We start from the raw sequence: 18,924 nt of genomic DNA, 5'->3' as shown, positions 1-18,924 counted from the left end.
AAATAACTTCTCTACTGGTTGAATTAAGCAGCTTCCGATAATGATTTCTTCTAGAAATCGTTGATATACTTGACAAATAGTAGAAAAAGAGAGAACCCAAAAGTTCTCTCCTAACTTCTGCATAAGAAGTCTTATTTGTCAGTAAGAGCAGCCAATCCTGGAAGTTCTTTACCTTCAAGAAGTTCCATAGATGCACCACCACCTGTAGAAATCCATGAGAATTTGTCTGCACGTCCAAGGTTGATAGCTGCAGCAGCTGAGTCACCACCACCGATGATTGATTTAACACCAGGTTGTTTAACGATAGCGTCCATCACACCGATTGTACCAGCTTGGAAGTCAGGGTTTTCAAACACACCCATAGGTCCGTTCCAAACAACTGTTTTAGCACCAGTCAATTCTTTATCGAATTTAGCGATAGATTTAGGACCAATATCAAGACCAAGGAAACCAGGATCTACTGCTTCACCTTCAGTGTCTTTCACTTCAGTGTAGTCAGCAAAAGCATTTGCTTCTTTTGAGTCAACTGGCAAGATCAATTTACCGTTTGCTTTTTCCAAAAGTTCTTTAGCAACGTCAAGTTTATCTTCTTCAACAAGTGAGTTACCGATTTCGATACCTTGTGCTTTGAAGAATGTGTAAGTCATACCACCACCGATAAGGACTTTATCAGCTTTCTTCAACAAGTTTTCGATAACACCGATTTTATCTGAAACTTTAGAACCACCAAGGATAGCGATGAATGGACGAACTGGGTTTTCAACAGCTTCTTTGATGTAAGCAATTTCGTTTTCCAACAAGAATCCTGCAACAGCTTTATCAACGTTAGCAGAGATACCTACGTTAGATGCGTGTGCACGGTGAGCAGTACCAAATGCATCGTTTACGAAGATGCCATCACCAAGTGATGCCCAGTATTTACCAAGTTCAGGATCGTTTTTAGATTCTTTTTTGCCGTCAACATCTTCAAAACGAGTGTTTTCAACAAGAAGAACGTCACCGTCTTTAAGGTTGTTGATTGCTTCTTCAAGTTTAGCACCACGTGTTACACCTGGGAAAACAACTTCTTGACCAAGTTTTTCTGACAAGTCTTTAGCAACTGGAGCTAATGATTTACCAGCTTTGTCTGCTTCTTCTTTAACACGTCCAAGGTGAGAGAAAAGAATAGCACGACCACCATGTTCAATAATGTATTTGATTGTTGGAAGAGCCGCAGTAATACGGTTGTCGTTAGTAATAACGCCATCTTTCAAAGGAACATTAAAGTCAACACGAACAAGAACTTTTTTGCCTTTCAAATCAACGTCTTTAACAGTTAATTTAGCCATTTCATAGGACTCCTTATTATTTTTGATACATGATAATTATATCACAAAAAAAATAAAAGAGATAGCAAAATCACTATATTTTACCATCTCTTGATATTCAAATCAGACAGTATCTTAGCTCAATTCTACACAGAAACAAAAAAAGAGAGGAGAAAATCTCCTCTCAGATGCTAATCAATTAATTATTTAGCAATTTTTGCGAAGTATTCAAGAGTACGAACAAGTTGTGAAGTGTAAGACATTTCGTTGTCGTACCATGAAACTGTTTTAACCAATTGAGTACCATCAGCAGCTTCAGTTACTTCTGTTTGAGTTGCATCAAACAATGAACCGTAAGAGATACCAACGATATCGCGTGAAACGATTGGGTCAGTGTTGTAACCGAATGATTCAGTTGCAGCAGCTTGCATAGCAGCGTTTACTTCTTCAGCAGTTACTTTTTTGTCAAGAACTGAAACAAGTTCAGTAAGTGATCCAGTTGGAACTGGTACACGTTGTGCGTGACCTTGAAGTTTGCCGTTCAATTCTGGGATAACAAGACCGATAGCTTTAGCAGCACCAGTTGAGTTAGGAACGATGTTTTCAGCAGCTGCACGAGCACGACGGAAGTCACCTTTAGGGTGTGGAGCGTCAAGAGTCATTTGGTCACCAGTGTAAGCGTGAACTGTAGTCATTGTACCAACTTTAAGACCGAATGCTTTGTTCATAGCGTCTGCCATTGGTGCAAGACAGTTTGTTGTACATGAACCAGCTGAGATAACTGTTTCAGTACCATCAAGGATTTCGTGGTTAGTGTTAAATACAACAGTTTTAACATCTGATCCACCAGGAGCAGTGATAACAACTTTTTTAGCTCCGCCTTCGTGCAAGTGTTTTTCAGCTGCAGCTTTAGTAGCAAAGAAACCAGTTGCTTCAAGAACGATTTCTACACCATCGTTAGCCCAGTCGATTTGTTCTGGATCACGTTCTGCAGAAACTTTAACGAATTGACCGTTAACTTCGAATCCACCATCTTTAACAACAACATCGCCATCGAAACGACCTTGAGTTGTATCATATTTCAACAAGTGTGCAAGCATTGCTGGGTCAGTAAGGTCGTTAATACGAGCTACTTCAACACCTTCAACGTTTTGGATACGACGGAATGCAAGACGACCGATACGACCGAAACCGTTAATACCAACTTTAACTACCATTAGTGATTTCCTCCTTATGAAAATCAAGAAAATTTATTTTAAAAGGTTACCCTTTTAGACAATTGTGAAAAGATTAACTTATACAAGCAAAATCAATCCTTCAACGTTAGTATTATATAATTATTTCGCCAAAATTGCAAATATTATTAGCATTTTCAGAGCAAAAAAGGAATGCTATGAAAGCATTCCCTTTAATATTCAATTATTCACCAGAATTTTTCTTGATGATTTCTTCTTGAACAGATTTTGGTACATCTTCATAGTGGTCAAATACCATCATGAATGTTCCACGTCCTTGAGTTGCAGAACGAAGAACTGTTGCGTAACCAAACATTTCTGCCAATGGAACGAAGGCACGAACGATTTGGCTGTTACCGTGTGCTTCCATACCGTCAACACGTCCACGACGAGCTGTTACGTGTCCCATAACATCACCAAGGTTTTCTTCAGGTGCTGTGATAGTAACAAGCATCATTGGTTCAAGAATAACTGGTTCTGCAGTCTTAGCAGCTTCTTTAAGTGCAAGTGATGCAGCGATCTTGAAGGCAGTTTCAGATGAGTCGACATCGTGGTATGAACCATCATACAATTTAGCTTTAACGTCAACCATTGGGTAACCAGCAAGAACACCGTTTGCCATAGATTCTTGAAGTCCTTTTTCTACTGCAGGGATGAATTCACGTGGAACCACACCACCGACAATAGCGTTTTCGAATTCGAAACCTTTACCTTCTTCGTTTGGTGTGAATTCAATCCAAACGTCACCGAATTGACCTTTACCACCTGATTGGCGTTTGAAGAATCCACGTGCTTGTGTTGGTTTGCGGAATGTTTCACGGTAAGAAACTTGAGGCGCACCAACGTTTGCTTCAACTTTGAATTCACGTTTCATACGGTCAACAAGGACGTCAAGGTGAAGCTCACCCATACCAGAGATAACTGTTTCACCAGTTTCAACGTTTGTTTCAACACGGAAAGTTGGGTCTTCTTCAGCAAGTTTTTGAAGGGCGATACCCATTTTATCTTGGTCAGCTTTAGATTTAGGCTCAACCATCAATTGGATAACTGGTTCTGGAACGTCGATTGATTCAAGGATAATTTTAGCTTTTTCATCTGTCAATGAGTCACCAGTTGTAGTGTCTTTCAAACCAACAGCGGCAGCGATATCACCTGAGTAAACTGTTTCAATTTCGTGACGGCTGTTAGCGTGCATTTGAAGGATACGTCCGATACGTTCGCGTTTACCTTTTGAAGTATTCAACACGTATGAACCGCTGTTCAATACACCTGAGTAAACACGGAAGAATGTCAAACGACCTACGAATGGGTCAGTCATGATCTTGAAGGCAAGAGCCGCAAATGGTCCGTCATCAGAAGCTGGACGTTCTTCTTCTTCACCTGTATCTGGGTTAACACCTTTGATAGCTGGGATATCAAGTGGGCTTGGAAGGTAATCAATAACCGCATCCAACATCAATTGAACCCCTTTGTTTTTGAAGGCTGAACCACAAAGTACTGGGAAGAATTCAACGTTGATAGTTGCTTTACGGATAGCAGCTTTCAACTCGTCGTTTGTGATTTCTTCACCTTCAAGGTATTTCATCATCAAGTCTTCGTCAGTTTCAGCAACGGCTTCAACCAATTTTTCACGGTATTCGTTTGCTTGATCAACGTATTCAGCTGGGATATCTTCTTCAAGGATATCAGTACCAAGGTCGTTAGTGTAGATTTCCGCTTTCATTTTGATCAAGTCAATGATACCACGGAAGTCATCTTCTGCACCGATTGGCAATTGAATTGGGTGAGCGTTTGCTTGAAGACGATCATGAAGTGTGCTTACTGAGTAAAGGAAATCAGCACCGATTTTATCCATTTTGTTGGCAAATACGATACGAGGAACTCCGTATTCAGTAGCTTGACGCCAAACTGTTTCAGTTTGAGGTTCTACACCTGATTGTGAGTCAAGAACGGTTACCGCACCGTCAAGAACACGAAGTGAACGTTGTACTTCGATAGTGAAGTCCACGTGTCCTGGTGTGTCAATGATGTTAACACGGTGTCCGTTCCATTGTGCTGTTGTCGCAGCTGAAGTGATTGTGATACCACGTTCTTGTTCTTGTTCCATCCAGTCCATTTGTGAAGCACCTTCGTGTGTTTCACCAATTTTGTGGATTTTACCAGTATAGTAAAGAATACGCTCTGTTGTTGTTGTTTTACCAGCATCAACGTGAGCCATGATACCAATGTTACGAGTTTTTTCTAGTGAAAATTCGCGAGCCATTTTATTCTCCTATATAAAAATTTAGTTTACTATTCTATTATAGCATACTTTTAGAACGGATAGGCAAAACCTACCCGTTCTAATTATTTTTTATGCTATTTTTAATATTAAAAGCCCAATAATGAGGAATCTCTTAATATGTAAAACAGATAAGAAAATCTTATCTTGAAAAGATTACCAGCGGAAGTGTGCGAAGGCACGGTTTGCTTCTGCCATACGGTGTGTATCTTCACGTTTTTTAACTGAAGCACCAGTGTTGTTAGCTGCATCCATGATTTCTTTTGCAAGACGATCTTTCATAGTGTGTTCACCACGAGCACGAGATGCAGTTACCAACCAACGAAGTCCTAGAGTTGTACGACGTTCTGGACGAACTTCAACTGGGACTTGGTAGTTAGAACCACCAACACGACGAGCACGTACTTCAAGAACAGGCATGATGTTTTCCATAGCTGTTTCGAATACTTCCAATGCATCGTTGCCAGTAGCTTCTTTAACTTGGTCAAATGCATCATAAACGATTGATGCAGCTGTACCGCGTTTTCCGTCAAGCATAACACGGTTGATAAGACGTGTTACAAGTTGTGAATTATATAATGGATCTGGTAATACTTCGCGTTTAGGCGCTCTATTTTTACGACTCATTCTTCCTTATCTCCCTTCTATTATCCTTTAGGACGTTTAGCACCGTATTTAGAACGGCTTTGTTTACGGTCAGCTACACCTGCAGTATCAAGTGCACCACGAACGATATGGTAACGTACCCCTGGAAGGTCTTTTACACGTCCACCACGGATAAGAACAACACTGTGTTCTTGAAGGTTGTGTCCGATACCTGGGATGTAAGCAGTAACTTCGATAAGGTTGCTCAAGCGTACACGAGCGAATTTACGAAGGGCTGAGTTAGGTTTTTTAGGTGTCATAGTTCCAACACGTGTTGCAACACCACGTTTTTGTGGAGCATGTACGTTTGTTTGAACTTTTTTGTGGCTGTTGTAGCCAACGTTTAACGCTGGTGAATTAGATTTTACAACTTTAGATTTACGTGGTTTACGTACCAACTGGTTGATTGTAGGCATCTACTTTTCTCCTGTAAGATTTTTATTTTGGTTAACTAAAAACTTGGTGACAGCTTTTAGTAGGATATGTGTACTTTGCAACATTTGTCAGCACGTCTCTGTACACTCTGGAGAGACCAAAAGTAAAAAGTACCGACGATTATATTACCACATTATCCTGACAAAGTCAACTGTTATGTGTTCTCTAGCTTGATAAAACAAAAAAGGGCAAGCCCTTTATTCGTTATCAAAGATATTACCGATTTCAACTTTGACGTGGTTATTTTTGACATCAATTTCGGATACTTTCAGCAATGATTTGTAAGTCATCTGCTCGCGTTTTTCTTGAGCATTTTCTGAAAAGACGGCAACTCCGACCAGCGTGCTGTCAAACTCTTTCAAAAGGCTGACCATACCTGTAATGGTTCCCCCACCTTTTAGGAAATCATCCACGATTAAGACACGGCTATTAGGTTTTAAGCTTCGTTTTGACAGAAACATTTTTTCAATGCGGTCACTTGAGCCACTCGCATAATTGACAGATACGGTTGAACCTTCTGTGATTTTGAGGTCGCGACGCACAATGACAAAAGGCACATTCAAAACATTTGCAACAGCATTTGCCAAAGGAACGCCTTTTGTAGCAACGGTCATAACAGCATCAATCTGCTTACCTTTGAATGCGTTTGCAATTATACGACCAACATTTTGCAATATCTTGGGAGTGCTCAACAAATCTGACAAATAAATATAGCCCCCAGGCAAAATACGGCTACTTTCTGAAAGGCGTTGGCACAAATCTTCAACCACTTCTCTTGCTTCTGTGTCAGAGATGCCAGGTGTAAAAATCACACCTCCACTAGCTCCAGTAACTGTTTCGATATCTCCAAGACCTGATTCTTCAAAAGCTTTTTTAATAATCGCAATATCTTCAGAAATAGACGATTTAGCAGCCTCGTATTTCTCAGCAAACGTGTTTAAGCTGGTCAATTGATGCGGGTTGTTTATCAGGTAGTTGGAGATGACAACCATGCGTTCACTACGTCGTAATTTCATAATTTCTCCATTTTTAGTCTATTTTTTGTCATTATATCATAAGAAACCGAAAAAACGAACTTTTTTTCGTAAAAAGTCCGTTTTTTATCACTTATTTTAAGTTAGGCTTATAAAATGAGCGATTATCCATGGCAAAAATTCGGCTTGTCATTTCGCCGTTGTCAACACGGCTTAAAGCGGTGGTCATCATCATCATTTCAGCATCAATATTATCAATCATGTGAATGATTTCGGCTTCCATGACTCGTGGACGAACGGGACTACCGTATTCTAACAAACCATGGTGACTAAGTACCACATGACGCAAGAGAATAACTTCTTCTTTGGTGTCATCGATATTTAATTCCATCAAAACCTTGGTAATTTCTTCATCAATGAGGGAAATGTGTCCGATTAAGTTACCGCGCACTGTGTATTCGGTGTTGTCAGGTCCTGTCAATTCAATGACTTTGCCTAAATCATGAAGCATAATCCCTGCATACAACAAACTCTTGTTCAGTTGTGGGTAAACATCACCGATAGCGTCGGCCAAACGCACCATGGTCGCCGTGTGATAGGCTAGGCCAGATTCAAAGGCATGGTGATTGGTTTTAGCTGCTGGATAACTGAAGAAAGCCTTGTCGTATTTGCGATAGAGAGCACGAACAACACGCTGCCACACTGCATTTTCGATTTTAAAAATCATCTGCTCCAAGTACTCTCTCACGTCTGAGGGATTGACAGGTGGTTTTTCACGAAAATCACTTGGGTTATTTGGCTCGCCTTCACGCGTGTTACGCAAGGTAATCTGATTGACCTGTGGGGTGCCGTTATACACTTCGCGTCTACCTTTCATGTGAACCACTTTTCCAGCGACAAATTCTTCGACATTATAAGGCTGGGCATCCCATAAATTACCCGAGATTTCACCCGTATCATCTTGAAAAATAAAGGCAAGGTAATCTTTGCCTGCCCTTGTTTTGCGGAGTTCTGCTGATTTTATTAAATAAAACCCTTCAAAGAGCTCGTCTTTTTTCATTTGATTAATTTTCATGATTTTCCTCGTCTTCTAATGGTGGGAGGTCCAGCAAACGTGCGGTTGCTTGGTCTTGATAGGTTTCAACGGTATTTAAAGCACGTATAATGGCATTGGTTCGTGTGGAAATCAGGCTGTCCAACGTATGATTAGCGGTATTGATTTGTTTTTGAGCTTTCGCCAACATTTGACCAAATTTACCAAACTCTACCTTGACATTGCCTAAAATCTTGCTAATATCATCGGCATTTTTTTGAATATTAAGTGTCTTGAAACCAACTGACAATGAATTTAGCAAAGCTGACAAGGTTGTCGGACCAGCCACAACGATATTTTCATCTCGTCTTAGGCTGTCAAAAAAAGCGGCATTGCGCACCACTTCTGAATACAAGCCCTCTGTTGGTAAAAACATAATGCCGAAATTAGTGGTTTCAGGCGGGTTAAGGTATTTGTTATTGATATCCTTGGCGAAACGCTTGATGCTATTTAACAAGGATTTGCGGTGCTGCTCAATTTGTTCTTTATCCCCGCTTTCGTAAGCATCTTCTAGGCGGTAATAATCTTCCAAAGGAAATTTTGAGTCAATCGGCAAGTAAACATAGCTATCGTCCCCAGCCCCTGGTAATTTAATCGCATATTCGACACGTTCTTTTGAACCTGAAACCGTTGAAAATTCGCGCTCATATTGGTTTGGGGTCATGATGTCCTCAATGATTTGTCCCAACTGCAATTCCCCCAAAATCCCACGTGTTTTGGTATTTGACAACACTTTGTTCAAGGTTCCAACGTCTTGGGCGACATTTTTCATCTCACCTAGACCTTGATTGACAGATTCCAACTGCTTAGAAACCGTTTCAAATGACGCTTTTAAGCGATTTTGCAAGGTTTGCTCCAATTTTTCTTCAACCGTTTGACGCATTTCTTCCAGACGTTTTTCATTGGATTCTTGCATTTCTTTGACAGACTGGGTCAAGTTGCTATTGATAAGCTCTAAACGGCGGTCCGAGCGGTCACGGCTATCCGTCAAACTTTGATGAAGGACGTCACGAATATCATTTAACTGCGTGTACAAATCATTTTGCAGACGATTGAGCTGAGTGTTCAAAGCCAAAACAGTGTCTTTTTGTGCCGAATCCAGCTGATAAGACACTTGGTCTGACAAATTATCAGCATTATCATCTAATTTTTGAGCAACTTCTTCGTTTAAACGTCCCACTTTGGTCAACACATAAACCAACAAGGCAAGATTAAGAAGTCCTAATAATAACAGAATAATTAACATCTACCTATCCTTACTGTGAATAACGATAAGATAACCTGAGTCTAGTGTCACGGTGATGGGCTGACCGATAAAGGCATTACTGGCGTAGACTTTTTTGGTGAAGAAATGATTGGCATCCAAATTGTATTTGGCTCCTTCAATGGTTAACGGAGCATCTCCCTCAGCCATGAAAGAAACGTATGGCATTCCTTTTTCTGGAAACACCTGACAAACACCCGCGGGGTAAAATTGCACCACATTTTGCTCATCTTGTAAACGAATCCGATGCATAAATGGAGCTAAATCAGGGTCACTAGGCAGAAACAAATTAGCCAAAGTATGGTCTATGCGCCCACCAAAAGCTCCAAAAAGACTGACTTGGGCTTGTGGGTATTTGGCAAAAATCACCTTTAGAGCTAGCTCTGTATCTGTATCATCTTTTTCAGGAACTGCCGTGATGACCATTTTCGCCTTTTCTTGAATCAACTGCCGTTCAGCTGCCGTGACAGAATCAAAATCTCCCACCGCCAAATCCAAAGGCAAGTCATTTCGCAAAATAGCCAAACTCCCACGGTCCACACCAACAAAGACGGCAAAATCTCTCGGAAAAGACGTCAAATGCCCACCAGCAAAGACTGCTATCTTAGTCATCTAAAGCGACACGCAAGGTTTCCACTTGAGCAACAAGGTCACTGGCTTTAAAGAGGTATGACCCTGCCACAAAGACATTGGCACCTGCTTCATAGCAAGCTTTGATGGTGTTGTTGTCAACCCCACCGTCAACTTCGATGTCAAAATCATAGCCTTTTTCATCACGAATGCGAGCAATTTGAGCGACCTTGTCAAGCATTTCAGGAATAAAGGCTTGCCCTCCAAAACCTGGATTGACAGTCATGATAAGCACTTGGTCAACCAAACTCAAAACCGATTCAATCGCTGAAATAGGTGTTCCTGGGTTGATGACCACACCAGCTTTCATGCCAGCTGCCTTGATTTTTTGTAAAGCCCCATGAATGTGCAACGTTGCTTCAGCATGAATAGTCATGATATCTGCACCAGCTTGGGCAAAAGCATCTACATAACGTTCAGGATTAACCACCATCAAATGGCAATCAAAAAACAATTTACTGTGTTTACGCATACTTGCCACAACATCTGCACCAAAACTGATATTTGGCACAAATTGACCGTCCATAATATCAATATGAACGTACTCTGCACTGGTTTCTTCAATGCGTTTGAGTTCTGATGCAAAATTAGCATAATCAGCAGCTAAAATAGAGGGTGCGATTTTATTTGTTGACATTAAGAACCTACTTTCTTTTAATCACTTTTTTATATGTTTCACGACGGTTTTCAATTTCACTGAGAAACTGGAGGTAATTATCATAGCGTGATTGCCAAAGTTCCCCATTTTTTAGAGCTTCCTTGACCGCGCATTCTGGCTCGTGCGTATGGGTGCACGAACGGAATTTACAGAAATGGCTCAGGCGCCTTAATTCAGGAAAAGCTTCATTTAAATCTTCGACCGTTTGAATGTCGTAATCTAACGATGAAAATCCTGGGGTGTCCGCAATTTTACCGCCATTGACAGTGTATAAACTGACAGAGCGAGTCGTGTGGCGTCCACGTCCAAGGCTATCTGAGATTTCACCTGTTTCCAATTGGAGTTCGGGGGCAATTTTATTGAGTAAGGTTGATTTTCCAACACCTGTTTGTCCCATGAAAACGGTCACTTTATCTGTCAAAAGCGGTAGCAATTCGTCTAAAGTGGTGCAAAACGCATACCCAATCTCTTGGTACTGCTTCTGGGTGCTTGCCATCTCCTCAACATTGTCCAGCAAATCCATCTTGGAAATATAAACGATCGGCTCAATCGCCTTGTGTTCTAGCAAGACCAAAAAGCGGTCTAAAAGATTGGCATTAAAATCAGGCTCTTTTGCAGACATAATGACCACCGCTTGGTCAATATTCACAATTGGCGGACGAACCAAACTGTTTTTTCGCTCATGAATAGCTAAAATATAGCCTTCTGACTGCTCATCTGCTGAAAAATCAACAAAATCACCAACATAAGGTGTTTGACCTTTTTTTCTAAAATTACCACGCGCACGTGTCTGATAAATCACTCCATCGGACTCCACATAGTAAAAGCCCGCTAATGATTTGATAATTCTACCTTGCAACTATCTTTCCTTTTTTCAATTGATAAATTCATTATAGCAAAAAACAGAACTTTATTCAGTAAACTGGCCAAAAAAGATTTTGCCATTGTTTTTTGAAAAGAAGAGGCGTATAATGGCCTTGTCTTTTCGCGGAAGTGGTGGAACGGCAGACACGCATGCTTCAGGCGCATGTGCCTAATCTAGGCGTGAGGGTTCAAATCCCTTCTTCCGCATTTCTTGTTTCACCTGCTCAATAGCCGTAAAACAAGTGAAATTTCCTTTGGAAAGGTGACCCAGCTTGGTACGGCACCAGACTCGAAATCTGGCAAGTGGACACAGTTCACACGCGGGTTCAAATCCCGTCCTTTCTTTATTTTAATGAAGCAAGTGACTCTTAGTATCTTTTTAAAAAAAGCCACTGCACATAAACTATCGGCATTTTTTAGCGAGATACCTCATCTACACAGTCAATAACTGACACTACTGATATGACAATCACTCGCTTTCACTCATATTTCTATTGCTTTACCCGTGGTGCTAGTTGAAAAATCTCAAATTATAAACCCAAATAATACTTTCTAACCACAGTTCCAGTCCGCATAAGCTACGAACAAGGGGGCTTTGAATATCAAATTCTGTACAGAGTACCGAAAATCTCGTTTCAATAGTTCGTCGTTTAGCCATTAATTTCCAATTATTATGATGTTTAGCTTCGCTCATGTTTTGACGTAACGGTGTCCAAAGCTGGTATCATTTTTGTGCTAATCGTTGCTTCAATGATTGGCTAATATAGCCTAAATCCGCTAAAATCATAGGAAAATTGGTATCTTCTAGTAATTCCTCACAGGCTTTACTATCATGGGTTGATGCAGGTGTCACGAGGTCGTTCACAACGTAACCTGATAAGCTTACCAACATATGCACCTTGAAACCATAAAACCACATTTGTTTAGCTGAATTAAAGGAAATATCAGCCTGTTCGTCCCGAAAAATCCTAGTTTTAAAATTTCTAAGATGAGATTTAGCGGTATACTGTAAATGGCTCATTTGGGCTTTTTTCGTATCTTAAATTTAACTAGCACCACGGGTATTTTTTAGATAAATACGAATTACTAGAGTGGATCTTCCAAATAGAATTAAGAGAACAGGTTACAGACAATCTAGAATACATTTCTGGTTATCAGCTTCTACAATAATTATTACATTATTTCAGTATTAATAAACACTTTTATATACAATTATTTAAGGTTGTTAATCAAAATGATTTCTCTTCATATTTCCAAACTTATTGCCAACAGCTTGTTATTAAAATTGTCAAAGAATATCATTCTCAACCATTTGATTCTGAAACAGAATATAAACTATTTATTAATTACCATAGTCAAGCTATAGCTGGTACTATAAAACAGTCGTTAACTTTATCTGACCAAGATTATCAAAAACAAGCACTACTACTAATACAACTTATCAAAAAAAATATAGAAAACTAAGTATCTTTATGGTTCATATCATTAATTCAATCCATTCAACCGTTCAACAAAACATCAATGCTATTACACGCATATACCCTCATCTCTCACAACTTAAACAACTACCTACTGTTTATTATAATCAACATGATCCAAACACTATACCAATTTTATCAGGCGGTGGAAGTGTCATGAACCATCTCATTTTGGATACGTTGGAGATGGAATGTTAACCGCTGCTATTAGTGGTCCTATTTTTATCCCCCCTCGCGCTCATGACATTCTAGAAACTATACGTTTTCTTAATAATGGCAAAGGTGTTTTTATCATTATAAAAAATTTTGAGGCCGATATTAAAGAATTCTCTGAGACAATTCACCAAGCTAGAGAAGAAGGAATTTTAGTCAAGTATACCATTTCTCACGATGACATTTCAGTTGAGAAAAGTAATTTTCAAATTCGTCATCGTGGGGTTGCAGGAACAATTTTACTCCATAAAATATTAGGGCAAGCCGCCAAAAATGGAGCTAGTCTGGATGAATTGGAAAAAATAGCTTTCAGTCTATCAACATCTATTGCTACATTGGGGGTTGCTACAAAATTTGCTACACTTCTCAAAGATGAAGAACCTATTTTTGATTTACCAAGCCAATATATCTCTTATGGAATTGGTATTCATGGGGAACCTGGTTATCGCATGAGATCTTTTGAATCCTCTGAAGTACTCGCTGTTGAATTCATTAATAAGATCAAAATGAAATTCAAGTGGACAGAAGGACAAGAATTTATCCTTTTAATCAATAATTTAGGGGGAGCTTCCAAATTAGAAGAACTTGTTTTAGCAGATGACATTCTCCAGTTATTAGATATAGAGAGACTCAATATTTCTTTTATAAAAACTGGTCATCTAATCACAAGTTTAGACATGTCTGGCCTTTCTGTTACACTTTGTAGATTTTTAGATAAGTCTTGGATTACAGCTCTAAAATCACCAACAAATGCATTTGCTTGGTAAACAACTCCACTTTACTTTCCTTAACACTAGAAAAGAATATTAATGCATCCATCTTAATTTAACTAACAATCCCCCTAGAACAAGACTGTTCTAGGGGGATTTCTATATATAACTAATTACTCTTTTGCAATTCCAAGGCATAGCTGATGCTGCTGAGGGCATAGAGTGGGGCGGTTTCTGCTCGCATGATGCGTGGGCCTAAACCAATTGTTTGGCCACCGTGTGCTTCAAAGGCTGCGATTTCCTCGGGTGAAATGCCGCCTTCTGGTCCGAAGATAAAGAGCAGTTTTTCTCCTGCTGTCATGCGTGACAATTCACGCGCCAAGGCTGCTGTTTCGCCTTCTTTCGCTGATTCTTCGTAAGCAATAAAGACCTTATCAAATGATGACAACCCCGCTAGAAAATCGGCTTTTTTCTCAAATAATGTGACTTCTGGGACACGATTGCGTTTGCTCTGCTCGGCAGCTCCAAGCGTGATTTTAGCTAATTTATCGCCTTTTTTCGCTAATTTTTTGCCATCCCACTTGACCACAGACCAGTCGGCTGGAAATGCCCAAAGTTGGTTTGCCCCAAGTTCGGTGGTTTTTTGGGCAAGAAATTCCAATTTATCGCCTTTTGGGAATCCTACGGCAATGGTCACATCAACTGGCAATTCCACATCGCTATCAAGAGTTTCAAGGATTTGGAAACGGTGGCTACTGCTATCAAGAACTTTGGCTAAACGTTTGATGTGGTCATCAAAAACAAGGACAACTTCGTCACCATCAGCGAGACGCATAACTTGAAACATATGTTTCATCGTGTCTTTATCAGTGATAGTCACCTCATCTTGTGTCTTGCCTGCTACAAAATACTGTTGCATTTACCCTCCTATCACTCCTGAAATATCATCTGTTTTTTTGAAAACACAAGCATTCCATTCGCCTTGAATCATATGGGTTTCAAGGAAGAAGCCTGCTTTTTCAGCAGATTCACGTACCATTTCCCATTTCTCAGAAATGATACCAGACATAATCAAGTAACCCTCATCTTTGACAAGACGGTAGGCATCTTCTGTCATATTGATCAAAATATCAGCGAGGATATTTGCCACAATAACGTCTGCCTGAATGTCTACGCCTTGCAAAAGGTTTCCTGTCGCCACGTGGATATTTTCTGTCCCAGCATTCAAATCGATATTTTCTTGCGCCACGCGCACCGCTACTTCATCAAGGTCATAAGCATAGATAGACTTTGCGCCAAGCAATGAGCTAGCGATTGATAACACGCCTGAGCCTGTCCCCACATCAAGCACCGTTTCGCCCCCTCGAAGGACTTGCTCCAATGCAAAAAGGCTCATCTTAGTGGTTGGGTGAGTCCCCGTTCCAAACGCCATCCCAGGGTCAAGACGAATGATTTTCTCACCCGTTTTGGCTTCGTAATCTGTCCAACTTGGCACAATAGTCAAATCATGGCTGATACGCGTTGGTTCGTAGTATTTTTTCCAATTTTCTGCCCAATCTTGCTCAGCTAGTTCCTGCGTGTCATAGTGAATGTCGCCCGCATTCACCCCAAAATCACTCAAGGCCGACAAACGTTGCGCCACTTCTTTTTCCACAGCATCGATATCCACATGCTCGGGATAATAAGCCGTGATTTTCACAGTATCCACTTGTTTGACTTCTGGAAATACTTCGCCGTACTTGCCAACACGTCCAAGATAGTCGGCGCTATCATCTATCGCGACTCCTTGACTCCCCAATTCAATTAAAATATTTGAAGCCGCTTCTTCAGCTTCTCTCAAGACCTCAACGGTCAATTCTTGCCATTTGTCCATGGTTGTTATGCTCCTTCTTCCAATTCTTTTAGGGTAATCCCTTTATCATTTTTCCATTCCGTTCGACCATTGGCAGCCATTCCAAGAACAAAAACTGCCGCATAAGACGGACTTGAAAACAGTTGATCTTCCTGTAATATACCGTCTTTAATAAGTCCCAAGCGTAGTAACTCATCACGTTTTTCCCTCAAACTATCAGGCAAAGACGGGGCATTGATAAGATCGATTTGACTGCCTTTTAAAACAACAAAGCCTTCTGAAGTTTGTTCGCAGGTCGCTGTAATCGTCTGATTAGATTTTTTAGTTCTTCTTTTCAAATAAAGATAAAGTGAATCCTGACTTGGCTCCTCAGGCTCTCTTTTATTGACCATTGGAACAAATAAGCGATAGCCCAAGGTTCCTATAATCGTCAAGGTGTTATCCACAACTTCATCTAGCTCAGACTGTTTTTCTTCTGTGACGTTACCAGGATTGGGTTCATTACTATTTTTGATAAGGTAACGGTCTGCTTCTTTTGCCAATTGGGTGAAACGATTTTCCAAATAAGAGATATCTGTTGGCCCAAAAGAATTATTTTGTGTTGTCAAAATAATAGCATTGTTAAAATAAGCTGCATGACTATCATGAGTGTGTTCTTGAATACGAAATAAAACACCCTCGCCATTTTTACGTGTTGTCGATTGACCAATGTAGGCAATTTCTTTTTGGGTTTCATCATCTTGCCCAAACAAAAAATAAATGCCACTTTGCTTCATATCTTCACGCATTTTCAAATCGCCTAATTTGATACGAGGTACTTTATAAATAACCCCTGTCCAATTAGAAAGAGTGCATTTTATTTTTCCTGTAACCTCTCCGTCCATCAGAAAGATATTGATATTTTTACCGCGTTTTGCCACTAGAAACTCCCAACCATCCTAATACCTAGGATAAGCAAAGAAGGTTGTTTCTGTTAGGTCTGCTTTGCCTTTGTCAAAACTTTCTGCGTCCCACTCTAAAGCAAAATCGGTGCTTTCCTCGTCTGCCAAGAAGTCCATCAAGTCGTCTAAGCCCTTGGTTGCCACGTCGTTTAGGGTTTGGGCAAAATAAGCTAGGAATTCACGAGAGAAGCCTTTTTTAGCGTCAAACGGGAGGGTCACTAAGTAATCTTCTTCATCAACCCTTGATTTGGCTTGGTTGTAAAAAAGCACATAATCTTCAAAAACAATATCTTCGTTGCTGATTTCCCCTTGGTCATCAATGGTTTCCACAGCTGATTGATTTTGCGCTTCTAAAATAAAAGTCACTTCGACAACATGATTCTTCTTGTTCCAATCAATTGCGTAATCAAAGGTGAAGTGCTTATCCATTTCTTCTTCTAATACTGATAAAAAGCCGAATTTAGCCATTAAAAATTTCTTCCAATCTTCTTTTGTGTTACAATTATTTTATCATACTTAAAAGGAAATAACATATAAATACAACACTAGGGGGAAATTCGTCATGCCAAATAATCTCGCTTTGCGTATGCGCCCCAAGACGATTGACCAGGTGATCGGGCAAAAACATCTGGTTGGGGAAGGAAAAATTATTCGCCGTATGGTTGAAGCCAATCGGCTATCATCGATGATTCTTTACGGTCCTCCTGGCATTGGGAAGACCTCAATTGCTAGTGCTATCGCAGGCACAACCAAATACGCTTTTCGGACTTTTAATGCCACGACAGATACCAAAAAACGCCTGCAAGAAATCGCCGAGGAAGCTAAATTTTCTGGTGGTTTGGTGCTGTTGCTTGACGAAATCCACCGTCTTGACAAAACCAAGCAAGATTTTCTCTTGCCCTTGCTTGAAAATGGTAACATTATTATGATTGGAGCGACAACGGAAAATCCATTCTTTTCTGTCACACCTGCCATTCGCTCACGCGTTCAGATTTTTGAATTGGAGCCCTTATCCACAGAAGACATCAAGCAAGCTCTTCAAATCGCACTGACAAACAAGGAACGTGGTTTTGAGGTTGACGTGGTGATGGATGAAGACGCCATTGATTTTATTGCGACAGCAACAAATGGTGACCTACGTTCTGCTTTTAACTCGCTTGATTTGGCAGTCATGTCAACCAAACCAGACAACCAAAATAGCCGTCACATTAGTCTTGGCACCGTTGAAAATAGCTTGCAGCGCAGCTATATTACCATGGATAAAGACGGAGATGGGCACTACGATGTCTTGTCCGCCCTACAAAAATCCATCCGTGGCTCTGATGTCAACGCCAGCCTTCATTATGCCGCACGTCTGATTGAAGCTGGAGATTTGCCAAGCTTAGCCAGACGGTTGACCGTCATTGCTTATGAAGATATCGGATTGGCAAATCCCGATGCCCAGATACACACCGTTACAGCCCTTGAAGCTGCTCAAAAAATTGGCTTTCCTGAAGCCCGCATCTTGATTGCCAATGTGGTGATTGATTTAGCCCTATCACCAAAATCCAATTCTGCCATGGTCGCGATTGACCAAGCCATTGCTGACTTGCACCAAAACGGCACCTTGCCTATTCCACGCCATTTGCGGGACGGGCATTACGCTAGCAGCAAAGAATTAGGAAATGCCCAAGACTACAAGTACCCTCATAACTACCCCGAAAAATGGGTCAACCAACAGTACTTACCCGATAAATTGTTCGGAAAAAACTATTTTGACCCCAATCAAACAGGTAAATACGAGCGAGCACTGGCTGCTAACAAAGAGCGTATTGATAAGCTTTCTCGGTAAGGTATTTAAACACTCTGGAGAAAAAAGCAGGTTATCTCTTGAAAAATTTTCAAAAAGTGCTATTATATAAGCATAGGTTATGCTGTGGCATACGAATTCACATCAATGTGTTGACCGACTGAATATTTGTATTTAGGGAAACAGTAGTCTTCTAACAGTATGCAAGCCGTCACACGCGGAAGCAGCTAAGTTAGAGAGAGTTGCCCACCTGCTAGTGTAATTGCGGGTTCAATACAAATCGTGAATCACGGTGCCAATACAGCTTATCGTCCTTCCTTAGCTCAGTTGGTAGAGCAGTGGACTCTTAATCCATGGGTCATAGGTTCGAGCCCTATAGGGAGGATTAAACATCATAAGAAAAAGCCCTTTGTTTAGGGCTTTTTGCTTGTTTTAAAAGGCTCTTTGTCAACTGTAGTGGGTAGATGAAAAGCTAACAGCTAGAGAGGACGAACTTCGTCCTCTCTTTCTTTATGTTCAATGCAATCAAAATCCGTTTTTTAAAGTTTTCAAAGT

At 40.5% G+C, this 18,924-nt stretch carries 16 protein-coding genes, 3 tRNA genes, 1 other RNA gene and 3 pseudogenes; 7 read left to right on the top strand and 16 right to left on the bottom strand.

The window, feature by feature from the left end; genetic code table 11:
• Positions 1-131: 131 nt before the first annotated feature.
• The 11 genes from ACFORE_RS06390 to rsgA all read right to left on the bottom strand — a co-directional run bounded on the left by ACFORE_RS06390 (position 132) and on the right by rsgA (position 11,381).
• Positions 132-1,328 carry a phosphoglycerate kinase gene (locus ACFORE_RS06390; RefSeq protein ID WP_154454860.1) on the bottom strand — a complete coding sequence of 399 codons (1,197 nt, stop codon included), beginning with the start codon at positions 1,326-1,328 and terminating at the stop codon, positions 132-134.
• A 182-nt stretch (positions 1,329-1,510) separates the two neighbouring features.
• Positions 1,511-2,524: a type I glyceraldehyde-3-phosphate dehydrogenase gene (gene gap / locus ACFORE_RS06385; protein ID WP_154454859.1), complete on the bottom strand. Its 1,014-nt coding sequence runs from the start codon at positions 2,522-2,524 to the stop codon at positions 1,511-1,513.
• Between the two features lie 202 nt (positions 2,525-2,726).
• The gene (gene fusA / locus ACFORE_RS06380; protein ID WP_154454858.1) at positions 2,727-4,805 is read right to left on the bottom strand and encodes an elongation factor G; all 2,079 of its coding nucleotides are present in this window, start codon (positions 4,803-4,805) and stop codon (positions 2,727-2,729) included.
• A gap of 174 nt (positions 4,806-4,979) precedes the next feature.
• Positions 4,980-5,450: a 30S ribosomal protein S7 gene (rpsG, locus tag ACFORE_RS06375; RefSeq protein ID WP_154454857.1), complete on the bottom strand. Its 471-nt coding sequence runs from the start codon at positions 5,448-5,450 to the stop codon at positions 4,980-4,982.
• A 20-nt stretch (positions 5,451-5,470) separates the two neighbouring features.
• Positions 5,471-5,884, bottom strand: a complete 414-nt coding sequence (rpsL, locus tag ACFORE_RS06370; RefSeq protein ID WP_154454856.1) for a 30S ribosomal protein S12 — start codon at positions 5,882-5,884, stop codon at positions 5,471-5,473.
• A gap of 216 nt (positions 5,885-6,100) precedes the next feature.
• Positions 6,101-6,919, bottom strand: a complete 819-nt coding sequence (gene purR, locus ACFORE_RS06365) for a pur operon repressor (RefSeq protein ID WP_154454855.1) — start codon at positions 6,917-6,919, stop codon at positions 6,101-6,103.
• 91 nt (positions 6,920-7,010) lie between these two features.
• On the bottom strand, positions 7,011-7,952 hold the full coding sequence (locus tag ACFORE_RS06360; RefSeq protein ID WP_154454854.1) for a 3'-5' exoribonuclease YhaM family protein: 942 nt from the start codon (positions 7,950-7,952) through the stop codon (positions 7,011-7,013).
• On the bottom strand, positions 7,942-9,216 hold the full coding sequence (locus tag ACFORE_RS06355; protein WP_154454853.1) for a DNA recombination protein RmuC: 1,275 nt from the start codon (positions 9,214-9,216) through the stop codon (positions 7,942-7,944). The genes ACFORE_RS06360 and ACFORE_RS06355 overlap by 11 nt, the downstream gene beginning before the upstream one ends.
• Complete coding sequence (locus tag ACFORE_RS06350; RefSeq protein WP_154454852.1) at positions 9,217-9,846, bottom strand: thiamine diphosphokinase; 630 nt, start codon at positions 9,844-9,846, stop codon at positions 9,217-9,219.
• Positions 9,839-10,501, bottom strand: a complete 663-nt coding sequence (gene rpe, locus ACFORE_RS06345; RefSeq protein WP_154454851.1) for a ribulose-phosphate 3-epimerase — start codon at positions 10,499-10,501, stop codon at positions 9,839-9,841. The genes ACFORE_RS06350 and rpe overlap by 8 nt, the downstream gene beginning before the upstream one ends.
• Before the next feature lie 7 nt (positions 10,502-10,508).
• The gene (rsgA, locus tag ACFORE_RS06340) at positions 10,509-11,381 is read right to left on the bottom strand and encodes a ribosome small subunit-dependent GTPase A (RefSeq protein ID WP_235280871.1); all 873 of its coding nucleotides are present in this window, start codon (positions 11,379-11,381) and stop codon (positions 10,509-10,511) included.
• 128 nt (positions 11,382-11,509) lie between these two features.
• Between rsgA and ACFORE_RS06335 the strand changes: the two genes are divergently transcribed.
• Positions 11,510-11,593: transfer RNA gene (locus ACFORE_RS06335), tRNA-Leu, on the top strand.
• A 49-nt stretch (positions 11,594-11,642) separates the two neighbouring features.
• Positions 11,643-11,731: transfer RNA gene (locus ACFORE_RS06330), tRNA-Ser, on the top strand.
• A gap of 166 nt (positions 11,732-11,897) precedes the next feature.
• Here the strand turns inward: ACFORE_RS06330 and ACFORE_RS06325 are convergent.
• Positions 11,898-12,374, bottom strand: a pseudogene (locus tag ACFORE_RS06325) (IS982 family transposase); the annotation flags it as partial.
• A 194-nt stretch (positions 12,375-12,568) separates the two neighbouring features.
• Between ACFORE_RS06325 and ACFORE_RS06320 the strand changes: the two are divergent.
• Positions 12,569-12,850 (top strand): annotated as a pseudogene (locus tag ACFORE_RS06320) (TetR-like C-terminal domain-containing protein); the annotation flags it as partial.
• Between the two features lie 8 nt (positions 12,851-12,858).
• Positions 12,859-13,844 (top strand): annotated as a pseudogene (gene dhaQ, locus ACFORE_RS06315) (DhaKLM operon coactivator DhaQ).
• Positions 13,845-13,956: 112 nt separating this feature from the next.
• Here the strand turns inward: dhaQ and ACFORE_RS06310 are convergent.
• Genes ACFORE_RS06310 through ACFORE_RS06295 form a run of 4 tightly spaced genes read right to left on the bottom strand, consistent with a single transcriptional unit; the run spans position 13,957 to position 17,048 of the window.
• Positions 13,957-14,706 carry a 16S rRNA (uracil(1498)-N(3))-methyltransferase gene (locus tag ACFORE_RS06310; RefSeq protein WP_235281095.1) on the bottom strand — a complete coding sequence of 250 codons (750 nt, stop codon included), beginning with the start codon at positions 14,704-14,706 and terminating at the stop codon, positions 13,957-13,959.
• Entirely contained in the window at positions 14,707-15,660 is a 954-nt protein-coding gene (prmA, locus tag ACFORE_RS06305; RefSeq protein ID WP_154454847.1) for a 50S ribosomal protein L11 methyltransferase, read from the bottom strand.
• A 5-nt stretch (positions 15,661-15,665) separates the two neighbouring features.
• Positions 15,666-16,559, bottom strand: a complete 894-nt coding sequence (locus ACFORE_RS06300; RefSeq protein WP_235281094.1) for a GIY-YIG nuclease family protein — start codon at positions 16,557-16,559, stop codon at positions 15,666-15,668.
• Between the two features lie 18 nt (positions 16,560-16,577).
• Positions 16,578-17,048, bottom strand: a complete 471-nt coding sequence (locus tag ACFORE_RS06295; protein WP_154454846.1) for a DUF3013 family protein — start codon at positions 17,046-17,048, stop codon at positions 16,578-16,580.
• Positions 17,049-17,142: 94 nt separating this feature from the next.
• On the opposite strand from ACFORE_RS06295, the gene ACFORE_RS06290 reads away from it, so the two are divergent.
• The 3 genes from ACFORE_RS06290 (at position 17,143) to ACFORE_RS06280 (ending at position 18,754) form a co-directional block, all read left to right on the top strand.
• Entirely contained in the window at positions 17,143-18,411 is a 1,269-nt protein-coding gene (locus ACFORE_RS06290) for a replication-associated recombination protein A (protein WP_154454845.1), read from the top strand.
• Between the two features lie 76 nt (positions 18,412-18,487).
• Positions 18,488-18,680: non-coding RNA, 6S RNA (gene ssrS / locus ACFORE_RS06285), on the top strand.
• 1 nt (position 18,681) lies between these two features.
• A tRNA-Lys gene (locus tag ACFORE_RS06280) sits at positions 18,682-18,754 on the top strand.
• Positions 18,755-18,924: the final 170 nt, after the last annotated feature.

The sequence above is a fragment of the Streptococcus alactolyticus genome (genome assembly GCF_042649785.1).
In the GTDB taxonomy this organism is placed as follows: Bacteria; Bacillota; Bacilli; order Lactobacillales; family Streptococcaceae; genus Streptococcus; species Streptococcus alactolyticus.
Note: the sequence above shows the minus strand (reverse complement) of the source record. Positions and strands in the feature narration are given on the sequence as shown.